We start from the raw sequence: 18,525 nt of genomic DNA on the forward strand, positions 1-18,525 counted from the left end.
GGGTCGAACCATGAGTGAGCGCCAGAGCACGCTGTTCCAGGGGCTGCGTCCCGTGGACTGGGCGCTCGCGTCCGCCCTCACCGCACTGGGCGCCACCCTGATGGTCGAGAACCTCCTGTTCTCCGACGCCGACGTGGCGCGGGCCATCGCCGAGGGCACCATGGTCCACGAGCTGACCTCACGCTCGTGGGCCATGGTGCCGCTGTTCGCCGTGGCGACCGTGACGGTGCTGTGGTGGCGCCGCGGGATCATCGCCGTCATCTCCACGGGGATCGTGGTGATGGCACTCCACGACCTGCTCTTCGGCTGGGTCACCCGATGTGGGGCAGGTCTGCCACTGGCGTTCGTGCTGGCCTACCTCGCCGCGGTGAGCCTGGACCGACGACGCGCCTGGATCGCCCTCGGCCTCAGCACCGTCCTCACCGCCGCGGTGCTCGTGCGCGACGCGACGACCGGGTTCGAGCCGTTCGCGCTCGGCGTGCCGATCCTGTTGATCGTCTTCGCGATCGGGCGAGCCGTCCGGCACCGCACGGCCATGAGCGCCGAGCTCCGGGCGCGGACGGTCGAGCTGCGACAGCTGCGCGACGAGCGCGTCGCGCTCGAGCTCGCGGACGACCGGGTCCGGCTCTCCGGCCAGCTGGACGGCTTGTTGCAGCGGCGGCTCGGCCAGCTGACGACCGCCGCCGAGGCCGGGCAGCACCTCGACCCGGCCGGAGCCAGGGCCCTCTTCGAATCCATCGAGGACGAGAGCCGCGCCACCCTCGACGGCATGCGCGAGCTCCTCGGCCTGCTGCGCGGCGAGGAGGGCGCGCTGGCCCCGGCTCCGACGGTCGCGCACCTCGACACCCTGCTGGCTCGGCATACCGGCGCCGGTACGCGGTTGACGGTGACCGGCGATCCGCGATCACTGACGGCGGCAGTCGAGCTCTCGGCATACCGGATCGTCGAGCACCTGGTGAATGTCCTTGCGGACCAGCCAGACTCGCGCATCGACGTCTCGATGCGGTTCGACGAGGAGGCGCTCGAGATCCGGGTCAACGGTCCGGTGCGGCGTTCCGCGGACCTCAAGAACGCAGTGGCGCGGGCGCGCGAGCGGGCCAAGGTCCTGGGTGGCTCGCTGGACGTGAAGGTCAGCCGGGGCTACGCCACTGCCGTGGCCCAGCTGCCGGTGTCGGGTTAGCTGCGACCGATGCGGGTGCTCGAGCGGATCGGCATCGCCCTGGCAGTGCTCCTGCTGGTGGTGCTGCCCACCGCGCTCCACGGGTGGCCGACGACGGTCCGCGGCAACCTCCTCACCCTCCTCGTGACCGCCGGTGGACTCGCGCTGCTGTGGTGGCGCAGCCAGCCGCGCGTCGCCGCCGTCGTGGCCATCGGCCTCTTCCTGTCGGGGTTGGCGCTCGGTGACGGCTGGTTCCCCGACACCGGGGTCGCGCTGTTCGCAGTGGCGTATGCCGTGCTGGCCCTCGGCTGGTCCGGCCGCGCAGCGTGGCTGGTGGCCGCGTGCGCACTGGCCTCGCTGGTGCCGCTCTACTACCTCGCGCAGATCAACAGCTGGGTCGCCGTGTTGATGTTCACGGTGCCTCCGTATGCCGCCGGGACCGCTCTGCGGCTGCGACAGGAGACCGCGGACCAGTTGGCCCTGCGGGCCCAGGAGCTCGAGGACGAGCGCGAGCTCTTCTCCGCCATCGCGCTGCGCCACGAGCGCGCGCGGATCGCCAGCGAGCTGCACGACATCGTCGGGCACGCGATCAGCGTGATGGTGGTGCAAGCGGCCGCCGGCCAACGGCTGGTGGATGCCGATCCCGATCGGGCCAGACAGGCCTTCGTGGCGATCTCGGAGTCGGCCCGGCAGGGGACCAAGGACCTCGAGCGGCTCGTCGAGCTGCTCGGCGGGACCCCTGACGACCACGTGGTCGGACCCGACCTCGCGCTGGTCGACGAGGTGGTCAGCCGCGCCGAGCGCAGTGGTCTCGACGTCACCTGCCGCTTCGAGGGCGATCGCGACCGCATCCCCCGCCCAGTCGCCCACCTCGCCTTCCGGGTGGTGCAGGAGAGCCTGACCAACGCGCTCCGCTATGCACCCGGTGCGGAGGTCCGCATCGTCATCACGGTCGACGAGATGGGGCGGGGCCTTGCCGTGCGCGTCGAGAACGACAGTGCGGCCGGACCCGGTGCCTCCGTGGTCGGCACCGGTCGCGGACTCCTGGGTCTGCGTGAGAGGGTCCACCGACTCGGAGGCAACCTCACTGCCGGCGCCAGCTCCACGGGTGGATGGGTCGTCGAAGCGCGCCTACCCGGTCCCTGAGCGACCGCCAGCAGATCGCCGGCCGAGCAAGGGCTCGCTAGCGTGGGCGGGGTGCGCGCGCACCCCGCCGCACACCATACCCGTCCTCGACGCCAAGGTGGCTTCCCCCGTGTCCGAACGACTCAGCGTCCCCGGCAACCCGATCGCGCACGATGACGCGACGATCACCGGTGAGCACTGGCGAATCACCGTCCTCACCCCCGGCCTGCTGCGGATGGAGTGGTCGGAGTCGGGCGAGTTCGAGGACCGCGCGAGCACATTCGCGGTCAACCGTGCGCTCCCCGTGCCCGAGGTCGACGTGCAGCGGCACGGCGAGCGCGTCGAGCTGACGACGGACTGCCTGCACCTCGCCTACGACGGCGCGGAGTTCAGCCCCAGCGGTCTCGTGGTGACGGCGACGTCGCCCATGTCGGGGACGCACACCAGCGAGTGGCGGTTCGGCGAGCCGGCCGACGGGCTCGGCGGCACCGCGCGCACCCTCGACGACATCGACGGAGCCGTGCCTCTCGGGCCCGGAGTGGTGTCCCGCACCGGGATCGCCGTCATCGACGACTCCGACTCGTTCCTCATCGAAGGTGGCGCCGCCGCCGTCCGCCGCGAGGGCACCAAGGACCTCTACGTGTTCGCACGTGGTCACGACTTCCGGGCCGCCGTCGCCGACCTGTATGCCGTGTCCGGCCCCGTGCCGATGCTGCCGCGGTGGGCGCTGGGCAACTGGTGGAGCCGTTACCACCCCTACTCCGCCGACGAGTACCTGGAGCTGCTCGACACGTTCGAGGCCGAACACGTGCCGTTGTCGGTCGCGGTGCTCGACATGGACTGGCACTGGGTCGACATCGACAAGAAGTACGGGACCGGCTGGACCGGCTACTCGTGGAACCGCGACCTCTTCCCCGACCCGCCGGCACTCCTGGCCGAGCTGCACCGGCGTGGGCTCGCGGTCACCCTCAACGTCCACCCCGCCGACGGGGTGCGCGCGTTCGAGGACGCCTATCCGAAGGTGGCCGAGGACATGGGGGTCGACCCGGGTTCGGAGCGGCCGATTCCCTTCGACCCCACCGACTCCCGCTTCATGGACTCCTACTTCTCGCGGCTGCACCACCCGCTCGAGGACGAAGGCGTCGACTTCTGGTGGCTCGACTGGCAGCAGGGGGCGTTCAGCCGCACCGCCGGCGTCGACCCGTTGTGGATCCTCAACATCGAGCACTTCAACGACTCGGCCCGGCGCGGGCAGCTGCCGATCACGTTCTCGCGTTATGCCGGGCCGGGCAGCCACCGCTACCCGGTGGGGTTCTCGGGGGATGCCCACATCACCTGGGACTCGCTGGCCTTCCAGCCCTACTTCACGGCGAGCGCCTCCAACATCGGCTACGGCTGGTGGAGCCACGACATCGGCGGCCACTGGTACGGCAGCCGCGACGACGACCTCACGGTGCGGTGGGTGCAGCTCGGCGTCTTCTCGCCGATCATGCGGCTGCACTCGACGCTGCACCCGTTCATCCGCAAGGAGCCGTGGACCTTCCCGGCGCAGGCGCGCGCGATCATCGACGCCCAGCTGCGGTTGCGCCACCGGCTGGTCCCCTACCTGCACACCATGAACGCCAGGGCGGCTCGTGACGGCGCACCCTTGGTCGAGCCGATGTACTGGGGCGACCCGGAGGCGTGGGACGCCTACGGTGTGCCCACCCAGTTCCGGTTCGGCACCGAGCTCGTCGTCGCACCCATCACCGCACCACAGGCCGAGGTGCTCGGGCTGGGCAGCGTGCAGGCCTGGCTGCCCGACGGCGAATGGACCGACCTCTTCACCGGCACGCGCTACCGGGGCGGACGCCACGTGCGTCTGCACCGGGCGATGGAGACGCTGCCGGTGCTCCTGTGTGCGGGCGGGCTGCTGCCGCTGGCCGGGACCAACGACGAGTCGGTCGGCACCGAGCTGCCGGCGCACGTCGAGGTGGTGCTGGCGCCGGGAGCCGACGGCGCCTTCGAGCTGGTCGAGGACGACGGCGCGACGTCTCCCCGGACCGCCACCACGCGGATCGCGTGGGACGACGCCTCGGGGACCCTGACGGTCGAGGCGGCGACAGGGGACGCCGACGTGCTGCCCGCCCAGCGCTCCTGGGCGGTGCTACTGCTGGGCGCCCGGGCCCAGGCGACTGTCGGAGGTGCGGAGGTCGACGGTGAGGCGACGACCGCCGGCACGCGGTTCGCCATCGGCGGGTGCGCTCCCTCCTCCTCCGTCTCCGTGACGTTGCACGAGATCCGGCCGTTCGACTGGACCAGGACGGTGGAGCAGGTGCGCCAGCTCCTCGACCGGGCGCGGATCGACTACAACCTCAAGCTCGCCGCCCATGACGTCGTGCGCCGGGCCGACGGACCCGTGGACGCCGCGGCTCGGCTGCGCGGGCTCGAGCTGGACCACGAGGTCGAGGCGGCCCTGCTCGAGCTCGTCCTCGCCAGCTACTAGGAGTCCTCGCCAGCGCCGGGGACACGACGCGTTCACCGACCGGCCGCAGCCCGCACCAACTCGGGTGAACGGCCATGAATGCTGTGAAAGTCGGTCCAAAGCACCCATCCGGTGGTTCCAGGCAGTACCTTCGCCCCACCCCCCGCCGCACCACCCTCCCCCCGACGGGGCACGGCTCAGCAAGGACTCGGCATGACCACACGCGCGCGCACCCTCCTGACCACCACCGCCGTCGCCAGCCTGGCCGCGACCGCGCTCGTCGCACCCACCGCGACGGCCGCGCCGTCAGCGCTGGCGCCGGTCAAGGCGGCGAGCAGCACGGCCGCCGCGGTCGCGCCGAGCCTCGCCACGGCATACGAGCCCAGCTCGGCCGACGCCCGGATCGTCAGCAAGCTCACCGCCAGGGTGACCACGGCCCGCTTCGGCACGCAGTTCAGCGGCGCCGTGATGGACGCCCGCACGGGCAAGCTGCTGTGGAGCAAGAACGGCAACACCGCGCTCAAGCCGGCCTCCACGATCAAGTTCGTCGCGGCGACCAACGCGCTGCGCGTCTTCGGACCCACCTACCGTTTCACCACCACCGTGCGACGGGGCACCCAGGCCGACCAGGTGGTGCTGATCGGTTCGGGCGACCCCGCGCTGTCGTCCACCCAGCTGGTCGCCCTCGCCAAGCAGACCGCTGCGGCCATGAAGGCCAAGGGACAGCTGCGGGTGCGGCTGTATGCCGACGACACCCTGTTCGCCGCGCCCACGCTCGCGACGGGCTGGCCCTCCACCTACGTCCCGGACGAGACGCCCTGGCTGCGCGCGCTGGTCGTCGACGGCCGGCAGGTCAGCGACACCACGATCGACGCGGCGAAGATCTTCGCGGCCAAGCTGAAGACCTACGGCATCACGGTCGCCAGCGTCACCCGCGGCAAGGCGTCGACGGCCAACCCGGTCCTCGCCACGTCAGCCGGCCAGACGATCGACCAGATCGTGACCCGGATGATGATGGAGTCGGACAACGAGCACGCCGAGGCCCTGCACCGGCTCGTGGGGATCAAGAAGGGGAAGGGCAACACCTGGACGGCGGCCCGGACCGCGGCCCAGAGCGGCCTCACCTACGAAGGGCTGGCCGCCACCGCGATCTACGACGGGTCCGGGCTGTCCCGCAGCGACCGGCTGACCAGCATCCAGCTCGCCAAGATGGTGAAGAACACCTTCGAGCCCCTGAACAAGGTGCCGTTCCGGATCCTGCGCTCCAGCCCCGGACTGCCGCAGGCGGGCAGGACCGGCACGCTGCGGGCGTCGTACGACCGGTTCACCGCCAGCACCTCGAAGTGCGCCGCCGGCAAGGTCTACGCGAAGACCGGGACCTTGAAGGACGCCGTCGCGCTGGCCGGGTGGACGGTGGGCAAGGACGGCCGCATCAAGGCCTTCGCGTTCATCATCAACGGCAACCCCACCTCGGTCACGGCGATGCGGCAGAACATCGACATGCTCGCGGCGACCGTCAACGGCTGCTACTGACCCCCGCGCGAGCTGCCTGGGCAGCCACGGCCGCCACCTTGGCCGAGGGTGGACCGGTCAGAGGCTCCCGCCACCGCCGTCGACGTCGCCACCGAACCCGGGCGTGAGCTTGAAGGTGCCCGGCGCCATGTCGCCGTACTCGTCGGCGCGGCGCTCTTCGGGAGTGCGCTTGTCACGGATCCTCCCGGCCACCGCGACGGCCAGCAGGAGCACGACTGCTGCCGCGCCGATCGCGAAGAGCCCGATCAGCACGACCGCGAACACGGAGACGTTCACGGCTTCCCCCTTCGTCTTGGTGGGTTGATCGTCCGCTCTCCGGCTGCCCCGGTCAACCGGATCGGAAAAGCTCGTCCAAATCCTTGACCTTCGAACAGGTGTTCGAAAGACTTGGCCATGGCCGTCGCACTGCTCGCATCGCCGCCCCTGGCGGCGGCTGACGCAGTGCGTCAGGTGCACGGCGTCCTCGATCGTTGTGCTCCCGTCGACGACCTCGACGGGTATGCCGCGTCGCACCTCCTCGGCGACGTCCAGCGGGCGAGGACGCGGCTGGAGGCGATGGAGCTCGCGCTCGTGGCGACGGTCGACAAGTCGCCGGTGGCCACCGATGCCGGCATGACCGGCACCGCGGCGTGGCTGGCCGCCCGGTCCCGGCGAGACAATGCCTCCGCGGCGCGGGCGGTCTCGCTGGCGAACGCGCTCGACGACGGGCTGACCGCCACGAAGGACGCGTTGGGCGACGGCGAGCTGACGACCGAGCACGCCCGGGTGATCGCGACCGCTGCCCAGCAGCTGCCCGCGGGACTCGCTCACGCTGAGCGAGCCGCGATCGAGGAGTCTCTCGTGTCGGTGGCCAAGCGGGTCGACCCCACCGCGTTGCGGCGCAAGGCCCGACGGGCCCTCGAGGCGGCCCAGCGCTCGCAGGCCGAGGTCGACGCCCACGAGGACGCCGTGCTGCGCGGGGAGGAGGAGCGGGCCCTCGCTGCGACCAGGCTGACGCTGCACGACAACCGCGACGGCACCACCACCGGGCACTTCACGGTGCCCACGCTGGCGGCCACCATCCTCAAGAAGGTCGTGCAGCAGATGGCGTCGCCGCGCCGGTTCGCGCAGCAGGCGGCGCGACGGGCCCGAGCCGAGGCGTCCGCCGGCGACACGTCGCTGAGCGCCGAGCAGGTGACCGAGGCGACGTGGGACGCGTTCAGGGCCGAGGACCTCGACTGGTCGCAGAAGTACGGTCGGGCGTTCGTCGAGCTGCTCGAGCACCTGCCCACCGACCACCTGTCCGGCAAGGTGAACGCGACGGTCCTCGTCACCGTCGAGCACGACAAGCTGAGAGCGTCGCTCGGGGCGGCCCACCTCGACACCGGCCACGACCTGTCGGCGTCGGAGGCGCGCCGGTTGGCGTGCGGCGCCGGCGTGTTGCCAGGAGTGCTGGGGGGCGAGTCGCAGGTGCTCGACCTGGGTCGGACCAACCGGTTCTTCTCCGAGGCGCAGCGGGTGGCACTCGTGACGAAGTACGACACCTGCGCCGCGGACGACTGCGACCGCCCCTATGCGTGGACCGAGCTCCATCACGAAGATCCGTGGGCGACCGGCGGGCAGACCGACCTCGAGCTGGCCGTGCCGTTGTGCGGGTTCCATCACCGGCGGCTGCACCAGCCCGGGTTCCGGCACCTGATCAGCCGCGACCGCGGTGGTCGCAAGAACGTCACCATCCATCGGCGGACCTGAGCGCACCTGGTTGCACCAACTCCCGTGCGCGGGGCGCACGCTCGGACGACATCTGCTCGCAAGACGCGGTTGCCGCGCGGTCGGCTGCTCGGAAGACTCTCGCGCATGACCGATGACCAGTGGTTCCGCGAAGCTGTCGTCTACCAGATCTACCCGCGCAGCTTCCAGGACTCCGACGGCGACGGCATCGGCGACGTGCCTGGAATCATCCGGCGGCTCGACTACCTGCAGCAGCTCGGTGTCGACGTCCTCTGGCTGTCCCCGATCTACACCAGCCCGCAGGACGACAACGGCTACGACATCGCCGACTACCAGGACATCGACCCCACGTTCGGCACCTTGGCCGACGTGGACGAGCTGGTCGAGCAGGCGCACGCCCGCGGCATACGGATCGTCATGGACCTCGTGGTCAACCACACCTCCGACGAGCACCCGTGGTTCGTCGAGTCGCGGTCGAGCAAGGACAACCCCAAGCGCGACTGGTACTGGTGGCGCCCCGCGCGCGACGGCTACACCGCCGGCGAGGTCGGCGCCGAGCCGACCAACTGGGAGTCGTTCTTCAGCGGTCCCGCCTGGGAGCTCGACGAGAAGACCGGCGACTACTACCTGCACCTGTTCAGCCGCAAGCAGCCCGACCTCAACTGGGAGAACCCGGAGGTGCGCGAGGCCGTCTACGAGATGATGCGTTGGTGGCTCGACCGGGGGGTCGACGGCTTCCGGATGGACGTCATCAACATGATCTCCAAGGTCACCTCGCTGCCCGACGGGGAGCCGCTGCCCGCCACCCCGCAGCTCGGCGACGGCACGCCGCACTTCCTCAACGGGCCACGGATCCACGAGTTCCTCCAGGAGATGCACCGCGCGGTGTTCGAGGGTCGGCCCGAGAAGCTGCTGACCGTCGGCGAGATGCCCGGCGTCACCGTGGAGGACGCGATCCTCTACACCGACCCCGAGCGCCACGAGGTCGACATGGTGTTCCAGTTCGAGCACGTGGGCCTCGACATCGGCGCGCACAAGTGGGACCGCAGCCGGGTCGACCTGCGCGACCTCAAGGCCTCGCTCGGGCGCTGGCAGGAGGCGCTGGCCGAGGTCGGCTGGAACTCGCTCTACTGGAACAACCACGACCAGCCACGCGCGGTGTCGCGCTTCGGGTCCGACGCCCCGGAGCACCGGGTCGCCTCGGCCAAGCTGCTCGGCACGGTGCTGCACCTGCACCGCGGCACCCCCTACGTCTACCAGGGCGAGGAGCTGGGGATGACGAACGTGCCGTTCGCGACGGCCGACGACTTCCTCGACATCGAGTCGGTGAACTACTACCGGCTGGCGTCCGGCGCAGGCGGCAACGTCGAGGAGATCCTGGCCAACCTGCGGCTCGGCAGCCGCGACAACGCCCGCTCCCCCATGCAGTGGGACGACAGCGCGAACGCCGGCTTCACCACCGGGCAGCCCTGGGCGCCGGCCAACCCGAACTACCCGGAGATCAACGCCGCCGCTGCCGTGGCCGACGACGACTCGGTCTTCCACCACTACCGGCGGCTCATCGAGCTGCGGCACACCGAGCCGGCGGTCGCGCACGGTGACTTCCGGCTGCTGGCGCCGGACCACCGGGCGCTCTACGCGTTCACCCGGTCGCACGACGGCACCGACCTGCTCGTGCTCGCGAACTTCGGGACCGACGAGCTCGACCTCACTGGTCCCGAGCTCGCTGACGCGATCGACGTGACCGGATGGGACTCGTCGACCCTGCTGCTCGGCAACCTCGACGACCCCGCGTCGCCGACTGCGCCGCTGCGCGCATGGGAGGCCCGCATCCTGCGGCGTTGAGGTGTGCCGCCGTGCCGTCTCGGTGCGGCAGACCGCAGGTTTCGTTCCGAAGGGGTGACGAACCTGCGGGGCGGGCGCTCTCTCCTGCAGAAGGGTGAGATCTGCCCGATTCGCCCCCCTGCCCGGGACGCGCTGTGCCACGATCTGCGCGTGATTCGAGCAGAACTCGGGGTGGGGATCCTGACCACGGCGGTGTGGGTCTACTGCCTCTTCGACGTGATCATGACCGACGAGTCGCGGATCAGGAACCTGCCCAAGGTGACCTGGATCTTCATCGTGCTCTTCACCTCGGTCGTGGGGGCGGTGGCCTGGCTCATCGCCGGGCGGCCGGAGAGCGCGCCGCGGAGCATGCCCTACAAGGGAAACACCGGCCGCGCCGGCACCTACCCGGAGTACGACCGGCCGGGACGTTTCGTGCCGACCAACCCCGACGACGACGCCGAGTTCCTGCGGAAGGTGCGCGAGCGCGCCGAGGCGCAGACCGCGGAGGCCAAGCGGCAGCGGCTCGAGCGGGAGCGGTTGGAAGCCGAGCAGATCGAGCGGGAGCGCGAGCGCCGCCGCCAGCGCAGCCAGGACCCCGACCCCGGGGCCACGGACGACACCGCCCGCTAGGCGTCCGGGGTGGCGTCGCGCAGCGCCGCGAGCACCTTGGCGTCGATGCCGTCGGGAGCCATCCGCATCTCGTAGTTGGCCTCACCTGCCCACGCCCCCAAGGCGTCGGTCAGTGTCCCGGAGTAGCCGAGGTGGGCGAGCCGCACCGCGACCTCGTCGGCAAGGTCGCCGGCCAGCGGGCTGACGTCCTCGGGTCCGCCGAAGACGAGGTCGTTGATCCGCAGCAGCCGGGCCAGCTCCTGCGGCGCGTCGTCGTGGTCGTCGACCCGCAGGTCGGCGAGGACACCGCAGTGGTCGTACCCGGCGCCGGGCTGCACGGCATACAGGGCAGCGCCCTGGCGACCACGGGAGTCGCCGCCGGCAGCGTCGCCGGCGAGCAGGGTCGCGACCAGGCGGTCGGTGAGCGAGCTCCCGACGGACGCCAGCCACGCGGCCTCCATCTCCGACACGACGTCGGAGCCGGTGAGGATGTTGCCCTGGATGGCATAGCCACCGGTCTCGTCGCGGCCGCTCACGCCACCAGCCCAGTCCATGCAGGCCCCGCCGGTCCAGGTCGCCTGCGAGTCGAGGCCGACGACGCCGAGCTGGCGGTGCGCGCGGTCGGGGTCCGGCGCGGTGCAGGCGGCGACCGCGTCGTCAGCGCCCGCCCCGCTGGCGAGTGAGTCGAGTGCGACCGAGCGGTAGGCGACGCGCGCCATCGCCTGCGTCGCCACGGCCCCCACCCCGAGCCGCACCTGCGGCACGACCGCGCCGACGAACGGGAACTTGCTCGCGACGGCGACACCGAAGGCGTCACCGACCTGGCCGACGATCGAAAAGGTCATGGCCCGACCGTAGCCACCGCGGCGTCGGTGAGCGATTGGGAGCCCATCGGCTCACCTGCGAGGATGGGGCGTGGCCGCGAAAACGACCAGGACCGAGTCCAACCGCACCGATCCGTCCGGCAGCGCCCTGCGCACGAACCTCCTGTCCTGGACGGCCCTCGCACCGCTCGTCGCCATCGTGGCGCTGGTGCTCACCTGGGGACGGCACCTCGGCACGCTGCCGGTGATCATCGTGGCGGTGGCGCTCGCCGCGGCCGTGCTGGCGGCCGTGCACCACGCGGAGGTCGTGGCCCACCGGGTCGGGGAGCCGTTCGGTTCGCTGGTGCTGGCTGTCGCCGTGACGATCATCGAGGTGGCCCTGATCGTGACGCTGATGATCAGCGGCGGGAAGGACACCGCGTCGCTGGCGCGGGACACCGTGTTCGCGGCAGTGATGATCACCTGCAACGGGATCGTCGGTCTGTCGCTGTTCGTCGGGGCGGTGCGCTTCCGGTTGATCTCGTTCAACGCGGAGGGCACCGGGGCCGCGCTGGCGACGGTGACGACACTGGCCGTGATGACGATGGTGGTGCCCACGTTCACGACCAGCGCGCCCGGCCCGGAGTTCTCCAGCTCGCAGCTGGCGTTCGCGGCGGTGGTGTCGTTGGCGCTCTACGGGATGTTCGTGTCGACCCAGACGCGGCGGCACCGTGACTTCTTCCTGCCGGTCGCCCAGGACGGGCAGCCGCTCGACGACGAGGACGGCGACGAGCACGCCGACCCGCCCACGAACCGCGAGACCTACCTCAGCCTCGGCCTGCTGCTGCTCTCGCTGGTCGCCGTGGTGGGCTTGGCCAAGGTCGAGTCCCCGGCCATCGAGTCGGGTGTCGCGGCAGCGGGGTTCCCGCAGTCGTTCGTCGGTGTCGTCATCGCGCTGCTGGTGCTCCTGCCGGAGACGCTGGCGGCCGCGCGGGCCGCCCGGGGCAACCGGATCCAGACCAGCCTCAACCTCGCGCTCGGGTCGGCGATGGCCAGCATCGGCCTCACCATCCCGGCGATCGCGATCGCCTCGATCTGGCTCGACGGGCCGCTGTTGCTGGGGCTCGGCCCGGTGCAGATGGTGCTGCTCGCGCTGACCGTGGTGGTCAGCGTGCTGACCGTGGTGCCGGGGCGGGCCACGCGGCTGCAGGGCGGCGTGCACCTCGTGCTGCTGGCGGCGTTCGTGTTCCTCGCCGTCAACCCCTGACGGCTGGCGCCGCACTCCTGGCCCCCCGCGGGTCGTGGGGGCAGCACCCACCTGGGTAGGTCGGCGCGCCGCGGTGCGTCCGCGGGTCGTGGGGGCAGCACCCACCTGGGTAGGCCGCCGCGCCGCGGTGCGCCCGCGACATACCGTGGGTTGCTGGTCAGGCGCCGGCGCTCATCGCCTCGTGGTCGTCGTTCGTGGCCGCCTCGATCAGCTGGAGGAGGGTCTCGACGGGGTGCGCCCCGGACAGTGCCACGCGCCGGTTCGCGACGAAGAACGGCACCCCGGTGACACCGATGTCGCGCGCGGCGATCTCGTCGGCGCGCACGTGGTCGGCGAACTCGTCGCCCGCGAGCACCGCGGACACCCGGCGACCGTCGAGACCTGCCTCGGCGCCGAGGCGCTGGAGCGACTCGACGTCGTCGATCGCCTTGCCCTCGGAGAAGTGCGCGCTGTAGAGACGCTCGAGGACAGCCGCCTGGAGCGCGGGGCCACCCTGCGCCAGACCCAGCGCGACGAGGCGGTGGGCGTCGAACGAGTTGGCCCGCAGCTGCTTGTCCACGTCGATGTGGACCCCGTCGGGGCGGCCCATCACGGCGGGGCGCTCGGCGATCTCGCGGGCGCCGGCGAGATCGGTGCCGTAGCGCTGCGCCAGCCAGGCGAGCACGGTCTCGCCGGTGCTGTGTGCGGCCTTCGGGTCGAGCTGGAAGGCGTGGTAGGTCACGGTGACCTCCGCCGGGTGCGCGCTCTCGGCGATCGCCAGCTCGAGGCGCCGCTTGCCGAGGTAGCACCACGGGCACACCACGTCGGCCCAGACGTCGATCTCGACGGTGTGGTCGTCAGGTCGCGAGTTGGTCGGTCGTTCCACGCTCATCCCGCCATCCTCACACGGGACGGCCCGACACGCCGCAGGCCCCCGGCCGCCGAAGCGGTGGGGGCCTGCGATGCGTGGCCTGCGGTGCGTGCGGGCTGAGCCTGCGCTCAGGGCCGGACCGGGTGGCGCGTGGGTCAGGGACGCCCGTAGGTGACGTTCGAGGACCAGATCGAGCGGAGCGCGACGGCCTTGCCGCTGCGCGGGGAGTCCCACATCATGCCGTTCCCGGCGTAGATGCCCACGTGGTAGGCGGGGCTGCCGAAGAAGACCAGGTCGCCCGGCTGCGGGTTGGAGACCCGGTCGGTGACCTGCTTCTGCTCCTCGGCGGTGCGCGGGAGGCTGATGCCGACCTTGCCGAAGACGTACTGGGTGAAGCCCGAGCAGTCGAACCCCGTGGACGGGCTGGTGCCGCCGTAGGAGTACATCAGGCCCTCGTACTGGGCCGCGATGGCCAGCACGCCGCCGGCGGCGGGCTTGAGGCTGGTGTAGTCCTTGCGGGCGGTGGACCGGCTGGCCGTCGACGCGCTGCTGCGGCCGGTGGTGGCCACGTGGTGCACGACCGGCTTGGGCTTCGGCTTGGCGGTCGCCGTGAAGCCGATGACGCCGAACGCGCTCGAGGCCGCGGGAGCCGCGGTCTCGGGGGCCCGCACGGCGACGGGGGCGACGGTCGCGGCCGTGCGCTTCGCGGCGGCCGGAGCCGGGCTGGCGCTGGCGGCCGAGGCCGGGAGAGCGAACGAGGCGACGAGACCACCGGAAGCGGCGATGACCGCTGAGGTCTTGACGGCCGGCTGCGCGGCGCTGGCCACGATGCCGGAGAGCTCTGAGACGGGGTTGAAACGGCCCGGCGCGCGGTGGCGGCCAGTGCTGTGTGAAGCCACGATGGATGAACCTCCAGCGCCTACGAGGTGAGCTGTCGGGTTCGGGTGGAGGTAGTCACCCGGCCGCCACGGTTGCCACCCGACCTTGCGGGTGCGCGCGTGAAGACTTAACCCCAAGGACCTGTCGCGGTGACCAGGCCCGAAGTTGGGTCCCCCGCTCCTGCCAAGCGGTTTGTGCTGAGTGACTCGGGCGTGGTGACAGGACTAGGCGATCCACATCGAGCCGACCCTCCCAGGGGGCGAAAGGGCCGCCGCCACCGTACACAAGCCCCCTGGGAAAGTCACGTTGAGGTCACGACCCGCCCAAGAAAGACCAAGGTGATGTCTCGCACAGTCCAGCCGTCGTGCTCAAAACCGCAGGTCAGCGGCCTGATGCAGGTTCCGGAGGCGCTCAGATGAGCGGGCAGGACGCGCCGAAAGGACTAGTTGCGGGCATTGGCCGACCGGCGGACGGTCAGTGCCACAGCCGCGGTCGCGCCGCCAGCCGTCGGTCACACCCGTCAGACCGACGGCGGTCGCGCCGACAGCCGTCGGTCAGACCCGTCGGACCGGTCAAACCAGTCAGACCAGTCGGACCGGTCAGACCAGTGCGCCGAACACGTGCTGGGCCACCTCGTCGGGCAGCGACACCCCGGTGGACTCCGGCGCGCCCTCGCGCACCGCGACCACGCGGCCCTCGGCCCGGTGCACCCGGACCCGCTCGCCGGGCAGCAGCCTGGCGACGGTGAGCAGGCTCAACGCCTCGTGGTCGACCTGCACCGGCTCGCCGATCCGGCGGACCAGCACGGTCTCGGGCGCCTCGCCGGCCAGCTCGGTCAGCGTCTGCAGGCCGGTGCGGAAGCCCTCCATCGGTTCCTCCTCGCCGAGCTCGTCGAGCCCGGGGATCGGGTTGCCGTAGGGCGAGTCGTGGTGGTCCTTGAGCATGGCGAGGATCTTGCGCTCCACCCGCTCGGACATGACGTGCTCCCAGCGGCAGGCCTCGTCGTGGACGTACTCCCACTCCAGGCCGATGACGTCGACGAGCAGGCGCTCGGCCAGGCGGTGCTTGCGCATGACCCGGGTGGCGAGCAGGCGGCCGTGGTCGGACAGCTCGAGGTGACGGTCGCCCGCGAGGGACAGCAGGCCGTCGCGCTCCATGCGGGCCACGGTCTGGGAGACGGTGGGGCCGGAGTGGCCGAGCCGCTCGGCGATGCGCGCGCGCAGCGGCGTGATGCCCTCTTCCTCGAGCTCGAAGATCGTCTTGAGGTACATCTCGGTGGTGTCGATCAGGTCCGTCACGGGGACAGCCTCTCATTCCGGGCGGACAGCAGGTCCACGTCACCAGGATCGTCGCACGTCAGCGGGTGACGCCGCTGTGCCCGGAGGTCAACGCGACAGGGACGGAGCTACTTCCCGAGGGACGCCCGACGGGGGTCGAAGCGCGGCACCCAGTAGCCGAGCCAGCCCGACCCCAGGAGCGTGAGGCAACCCATCGTGACGCAGGCGGCGGCCAGTCCGGGGCCGGCCGTGACGAGGCTGATCAGCGCCGGGGCCCCGCTGCCACCGAGCACGGACACGAACCGCCAGCCACCGAGGAACTGCGAGCGGCCCCGCTCGGGGGCACTGTCGGCCCCGAGGGTCATCACGATCCCGGAGCCGAGGCCGTTGCCGACGGCCCCCACCACGGCGACGAGCAGGACGGTGGTCGTCGAGGAGGTGAGCGGCAGCAGCAGGGCCGCCGCGGCGAGCAGCCCGACGCAGGGCAGCGCCACCCAGGTGCGTCCGTAGCGGTCCATCACCGAGCCGGCGGGGTAGAACAGCGCGACCTCGATCGCCGCGGCGATGCCGACGATCACGGAGGTGGCGACGGCCGAGAGGCCGAGGTGGGCGGCCCACAGGGGCACCAGGACGACCCGCGCCGACCGTGCGCCACCGATGACCATGATCCCGAGACCGAGGGTGAGGTAGGTGCGGCGGTGGGCTCGCAGCACGTCGAGGGTGCGGCTGGGCTGCTCGGTCGCGGTGGCCGCCTCGTGCTCGGCGGTGAGGTCACGCGAGCCCCACACCAGCGCGGCCGCCGCGACCCCGGCCGCTGCCGCCACCGCGAACCCACCGCGGGGGCCGGCCAGGTGGATCACCGGCACCCCGACGAACGGCCCGACGACCATCCCGATCCGGTGCACCCCGCCGAGGGTGGACAGCGCCCGGGCCCGCATGCCGAACGGCACCGCGTCGATGAGGTAGGCCTGCCGCGCGACGAGGAACACCGACCCGGTGAACCCCAGGGCGAAGACCGCGACCATCAGCACGGCCAGCGAACCGGCGAAGAACGCGGCGAGACAGCCGACCGCATCGACCGCGCAGGCCCAGGTGAGCGCACGCCGCTCGCCGATCCGGTGGACGACGGCGCCGGCGGGCACGGCGAAGAACAGCTCGGCGATCAGGGCCAGGCCGACGGTCAGGGCAGCGACCGAGGGTGACGCACCGAGGTCGATCGCGGTGAGGGCGACGACCGGCGTGACGGCCCCGGTGCCGACGGCCGCGAGTATGGTGGGCCCATAGGCCGGGACCGCGATGCCGCGCAGGCTGAACGCGGCCTCGGGGCTGGTGGCGCCACCCTCGCCGAGGGCGTCGCGTGCGTCGGGTTGCTGCATCACCACCCATTCTGGCTCGCCGGTCCGACGGGCGCCCCGCGGGTCCGCTTCCGGGGCGCAGTAGGTTCCACCCATGGGCTTCCTCGTGCCGTCGCGCTTCTGTGGTCCGCCGGAGTCAGGCAACGGTGGCTGGGTGAGCGGCCACGTCGCCGCGCTGCTGCAGCCCGGGGGCGACGAGTCGGTCACCGTGCGGCTGCGGACGCCTCCCCCGCTCGACCGGGAGCTCCAGGTCTCGGTGGCCGAGGTCGGGGGTCACCGGACCGCCGAGGTCGCCGACGGCCCGCACCCCGTCGCGCAGGCGACGACCGGCACCGCCCTGCAGCCGACCGGCATACCGGCGTCGGTGTCGTTCGCGGCGGCCGTCGCGGCAGGCGAGGGGTACGAGGGACTGGACGGCCACCCCTTCCCCACGTGCTTCTCGTGCGGCACCGCACGGGAGCCGGGTGACGGGCTGGGCCTGCGTCCGGGGCGGGTCGCCGGTGGCGACGGGGAGTATGCCGCCGCGTGGGTGCCCGATGGGGACGTCGACGTCGAGACGGTGTGGGCGGCACTGGACTGTCCCGGCGGCTGGGCGTCCGGCATCGCGGGACGGCCGATGGTGCTCGGGACGATGACGGCGACCGTCACCGACCTGCCGGTCGCCGGCGAGGAGCACGTCGTGATGGCGTGGCCGCGCGGCGGCGAAGGCCGCAAGTACTTCAGTGCGACGGCGTTGTATGCCGCCGACGGTCGCCTCCTCGGGCAGGCCCAGGCGACCTGGATCGCCATCGACCCGACCGCGGTCCGACCCGCAGGAGGCAGCGCATGAGCAAGCTCGCAGTGGTGACCGGTGCCAGCAGCGGGATCGGCGAGGCGACCGCACGCCGGCTCGCGGCAGACGGCTTCGAGGTGGTCTGCGCGGCCCGGCGGGCCGAGCGGATCGAGGCGGTTGCAGCCGAGATCGGCGGCCGGGCCGTGGTCTGCGACGTCACGTCGGCGGATGACGTCGCGCGACTCGCCACCGAAGTGGGCGACCGGCTCGACGTGCTGGTGAACAACGCGGGTGGCGCGCTCGGTCTGGCGCCGGCCGCCGAGACCGACGTGGCGCACTGGCGCGGCATGTTCGAGTCCAACGTCGTCGGCACGCTCCAGGTCACCCAGGCGCTGCTGCCCGCGCTCGTCGCGTCGGGTGCCGGCACGATCGTCAACGTGGGGTCGATCGCGGGGCGGGTCGCCTACGAGGGCGGGTCCGGCTACGTCGCCGCCAAGCACGCGGTCGCCGCCCTGACCGAGACGCTGCGGCTCGAGCTCGTGGACCAGCCGGTGCGGGTCGAGGAGATCGCGCCGGGGATGGTGCGCACCGAGGAGTTCGCGCTGACCCGGTTCGGTGGCGACCAGGAACGGGCCGACAACGTCTATGCCGGCGTCGCCGAGCCGTTGGTGGCGCAGGACATCGCCGACGCGATCGGTTGGATGGTGTCGCGGCCGGCGCACGTCAACATCGACCTGCTGGTCATCAAGCCCCGGGTGCAGGCCGCTCCCCACAAGGTCCACCGCGACGCCTGACGCCCCACTCCCGACGCCCGATCCCCCGGCGCTATCCCATGCAAAAGGCGAGTTAGCGCCGCCCCAGGCGACCACTCCCCGGCGCTATCCCATGCAAAAGG

Annotated in this window: 16 protein-coding genes and 1 riboswitch; of the genes, 10 read left to right on the forward strand and 6 right to left on the reverse strand. The window is 71.8% G+C overall.

Annotated features, from left to right (window positions below; genetic code table 11):
• The first annotated feature begins 10 nt into the window (after positions 1–10).
• From BLQ34_RS11780 to dacB, 4 genes are all read left to right on the forward strand, one after another.
• Positions 11–1,180, forward strand: coding sequence for a sensor histidine kinase (locus BLQ34_RS11780; RefSeq protein WP_091785634.1), 1,170 nt, complete (start codon positions 11–13; stop codon positions 1,178–1,180).
• Positions 1,181–1,189: 9 nt separating this feature from the next.
• On the forward strand, positions 1,190–2,305 hold the full coding sequence (locus BLQ34_RS19155) for a sensor histidine kinase (protein WP_091785639.1): 1,116 nt from the start codon (positions 1,190–1,192) through the stop codon (positions 2,303–2,305).
• Between the two features lie 109 nt (positions 2,306–2,414).
• The gene (locus BLQ34_RS11790) at positions 2,415–4,769 is read left to right on the forward strand and encodes a glycoside hydrolase family 31 protein (RefSeq protein ID WP_231961065.1); all 2,355 of its coding nucleotides are present in this window, start codon (positions 2,415–2,417) and stop codon (positions 4,767–4,769) included.
• 192 nt (positions 4,770–4,961) lie between these two features.
• Positions 4,962–6,281 (forward strand): D-alanyl-D-alanine carboxypeptidase/D-alanyl-D-alanine endopeptidase, encoded by a 1,320-nt coding sequence (gene dacB / locus BLQ34_RS11795; protein WP_091785644.1) that lies wholly within the window; start codon positions 4,962–4,964, stop codon positions 6,279–6,281.
• 57 nt (positions 6,282–6,338) lie between these two features.
• On the opposite strand, the gene BLQ34_RS11800 is transcribed toward dacB, so the two are convergent.
• Complete coding sequence (locus BLQ34_RS11800; RefSeq protein WP_091785647.1) at positions 6,339–6,557, reverse strand: hypothetical protein; 219 nt, start codon at positions 6,555–6,557, stop codon at positions 6,339–6,341.
• 117 nt (positions 6,558–6,674) lie between these two features.
• Here BLQ34_RS11800 and BLQ34_RS11805 point away from each other — a divergent pair, with 117 nt between their 5' ends.
• The 3 genes from BLQ34_RS11805 (at position 6,675) to BLQ34_RS11815 (ending at position 10,448) form a co-directional block, all read left to right on the forward strand.
• Entirely contained in the window at positions 6,675–8,012 is a 1,338-nt protein-coding gene (locus BLQ34_RS11805; protein WP_091785650.1) for an HNH endonuclease signature motif containing protein, read from the forward strand.
• A gap of 105 nt (positions 8,013–8,117) precedes the next feature.
• The gene (locus BLQ34_RS11810; protein ID WP_091785652.1) at positions 8,118–9,836 is read left to right on the forward strand and encodes an alpha-glucosidase; all 1,719 of its coding nucleotides are present in this window, start codon (positions 8,118–8,120) and stop codon (positions 9,834–9,836) included.
• A 150-nt stretch (positions 9,837–9,986) separates the two neighbouring features.
• Complete coding sequence (locus BLQ34_RS11815; RefSeq protein ID WP_197674694.1) at positions 9,987–10,448, forward strand: PLD nuclease N-terminal domain-containing protein; 462 nt, start codon at positions 9,987–9,989, stop codon at positions 10,446–10,448.
• Here BLQ34_RS11815 and BLQ34_RS11820 read toward each other — a convergent pair.
• Positions 10,445–11,272, reverse strand: a complete 828-nt coding sequence (locus BLQ34_RS11820) for a DUF1028 domain-containing protein (RefSeq protein ID WP_091785655.1) — start codon at positions 11,270–11,272, stop codon at positions 10,445–10,447. The two genes, BLQ34_RS11815 and BLQ34_RS11820, sit on opposite strands and share 4 nt — an antisense overlap.
• Before the next feature lie 142 nt (positions 11,273–11,414).
• On the opposite strand from BLQ34_RS11820, the gene BLQ34_RS11825 reads away from it, so the two are divergent.
• Positions 11,415–12,497: a calcium:proton antiporter gene (locus BLQ34_RS11825; RefSeq protein WP_407946407.1), complete on the forward strand. Its 1,083-nt coding sequence runs from the start codon at positions 11,415–11,417 to the stop codon at positions 12,495–12,497.
• Between the two features lie 157 nt (positions 12,498–12,654).
• Here BLQ34_RS11825 and BLQ34_RS11830 read toward each other — a convergent pair whose 3' ends face one another.
• From BLQ34_RS11830 to BLQ34_RS11845, 4 genes are all read right to left on the reverse strand, one after another.
• Positions 12,655–13,368, reverse strand: a complete 714-nt coding sequence (locus BLQ34_RS11830; protein WP_091785661.1) for a DsbA family oxidoreductase — start codon at positions 13,366–13,368, stop codon at positions 12,655–12,657.
• A 134-nt stretch (positions 13,369–13,502) separates the two neighbouring features.
• Positions 13,503–14,246 (reverse strand): C40 family peptidase, encoded by a 744-nt coding sequence (locus BLQ34_RS19030; protein ID WP_172829395.1) that lies wholly within the window; start codon positions 14,244–14,246, stop codon positions 13,503–13,505.
• A gap of 2 nt (positions 14,247–14,248) precedes the next feature.
• Positions 14,249–14,435, reverse strand: a riboswitch (cyclic di-AMP (ydaO/yuaA leader).
• Positions 14,436–14,825: 390 nt separating this feature from the next.
• Positions 14,826–15,524, reverse strand: a complete 699-nt coding sequence (locus BLQ34_RS11840; protein ID WP_091785663.1) for a metal-dependent transcriptional regulator — start codon at positions 15,522–15,524, stop codon at positions 14,826–14,828.
• Positions 15,525–15,631: 107 nt separating this feature from the next.
• Complete coding sequence (locus BLQ34_RS11845) at positions 15,632–16,879, reverse strand: MFS transporter (protein ID WP_091789904.1); 1,248 nt, start codon at positions 16,877–16,879, stop codon at positions 15,632–15,634.
• Between the two features lie 73 nt (positions 16,880–16,952).
• On the opposite strand from BLQ34_RS11845, the gene BLQ34_RS11850 reads away from it, so the two are divergent.
• Positions 16,953–17,687 (forward strand): hypothetical protein, encoded by a 735-nt coding sequence (locus BLQ34_RS11850; protein WP_091785666.1) that lies wholly within the window; start codon positions 16,953–16,955, stop codon positions 17,685–17,687.
• Positions 17,684–18,424 carry an SDR family NAD(P)-dependent oxidoreductase gene (locus BLQ34_RS11855; protein WP_091785668.1) on the forward strand — a complete coding sequence of 247 codons (741 nt, stop codon included), beginning with the start codon at positions 17,684–17,686 and terminating at the stop codon, positions 18,422–18,424. The genes BLQ34_RS11850 and BLQ34_RS11855 overlap by 4 nt, the downstream gene beginning before the upstream one ends.
• The last annotated feature ends 101 nt before the right edge of the window (positions 18,425–18,525 follow it).

It is taken from the genome of Pedococcus dokdonensis, from assembly GCF_900104525.1.
GTDB lineage: Bacteria > Actinomycetota > Actinomycetes > Actinomycetales > Dermatophilaceae > Pedococcus > Pedococcus dokdonensis.